The organism is Variovorax guangxiensis (genome assembly GCF_003952165.1).
Classification (GTDB): Bacteria; Pseudomonadota; Gammaproteobacteria; order Burkholderiales; family Burkholderiaceae_C; genus Variovorax; species Variovorax guangxiensis.
The window spans coordinates 1-1,702 of record NZ_RXFT01000034.1 but is presented as its reverse complement, the minus strand read 5'-3'; the positions used below and the strand labels follow the sequence as shown (position 1 = coordinate 1,702).

Annotated in this window: 1 protein-coding gene; it reads left to right on the top strand. The window is 71.0% G+C overall.

The window, feature by feature from the left end; all coding sequences use genetic code 11:
• Positions 1 to 1,702, top strand: a 1,702-nt coding sequence (locus tag EJP67_RS33460) for a condensation domain-containing protein (protein ID WP_240650864.1), incomplete at both ends; no start/stop codon positions are given.

Genomic DNA, 1,702 nt, shown 5'->3' with positions numbered 1-1,702 from the left:
ACTCGGAGGCGACTCCATCCTCAGCCTGCAGATCGTCGCGCAGGCGCGTCGCGCGGGCTGGCAGCTCACCCCGAGGCAGATGTTCGAGCGCCAGAGCATCGCCCAGCTCGCCGGCGTGGTGCAGGCACTCGATCAGGAGGCGGCCGCGGCGCAGGTGCGCGGGCCGGCCGAAGGCGAAGTGCCGCTGCTGCCGATCCAGGCCGAGTTCTTCGGCATGGAGATGGCGGCGCGCCACCACTGGAACCAGTCGGTGCTGCTGCAAAGCCGCGAGCCGCTGGACACGAAGGCGCTGCGCCAGGCGCTGGGCGTGCTGGTGCAGCACCACGACGGCCTGCGGCTGCGCTACAGCCAGCAGGCGCAGGGCCAGTGGACCCAGCGCTACGAACCCGTTCCCGAAGCGCAACTGCAGGAACTGCTGTGGGTGCGCCGCGCGAAGGACGAAGCCGGCATCGAGGCGCTGTGCGACGAAGCCCAGCGCAGCCTCGACCTGGAGCGAGGCCCCTTGATGAGAGCCTTGGTCGTCCAAGTCGAAGACGGCCGCTGGCTGCTGCTGCTGGCCATCCACCACCTGGTGGTCGACGGCGTGTCCTGGCGCATCCTGCTGGAAGACCTGCAGGCCGCCTACCGCGCCAGCCTCGCGGGCCGAAGCGCCGAGCTGCCCGCGCGCAGCAGCAGCTACCGCGACTGGGCACAGGCCCTGCAAGGCTACGCGCAGGCCAACGCTGAAGAGCTGGCCTACTGGCAGCAGGCCCTGGGCCATGCAGAGACGGCCTCCTTGCCATGCGCCAACCCCCAGGGCAGTCGCCGCGCGAGCGATCAGGCCAGCGTGAACGTCACCCTGGATGCGGCCACCACCCAGCGCCTGCTCAAGGACGCCCCGGCCGCCTACCGCACCCAGGTCAACGACCTGCTGCTGACCGCGCTGGCGCGCGCCCTGTGCGGCTGGAGCGGCCAGGCCAGCGTGCTCGTCGACCTCGAAGGCCACGGGCGCGAGGACATCTTCGAAGGCATGGACCTCAGCCGCACCGTGGGCTGGTTCACCAGCGTGTACCCGGTGGCGCTGGCGCCGCGGGGCGAGATCGGCGATGCGCTCAAGCGCGTGAAGGAGCAGCTGCGCCAGGTGCCCAACAAGGGGCTGGGGCACGGCGTGTTCCAGTACCTGGGCAGCGATGCGCAGCGCCAGGCCATCGAGGCGTTGCCCCGGGCGCAGGTGGTCTTCAACTACCTGGGGCAGTTCGACGGCAGCTTCGACGAGCAGGCGCTGTGGCGCCCGGCGGCGCAGGGCGGCGGCCAGGCGATGGGAGGGGATGCGCCGCAGGCGCACGAGTTTGCGATCAACGCGCGGGTGTACGAGGGAGAGCTGAGCCTGGCGGTGAGCTACGGGCGCGAGCGGCATCGGGAAGAGGACGTGCGGGCGTGGACGCACCGGCTGCGCGAGGAGCTGCTGGCGCTGGTGGCGCACTGCACCGGTGGAGCCTCGGGCGTGACGCCCTCGGACTTCGCGCTGGCGGCGCTGACGCAGGCGCAGCTGGACGCCTTGCTGGATGTACTGCCATCGGAGGCGCAGAAGGTGCAGGACCTGTATCCGCTGTCGCCGATGCAGCAGGGCATGCTGTTCCACAGTGTGTACGACGGGGGCGGCACGGCGTACGTGACGCAGCTGCGCATCGACGTGCAGGGGCTGGAGGTGCAGCGCTTCAGG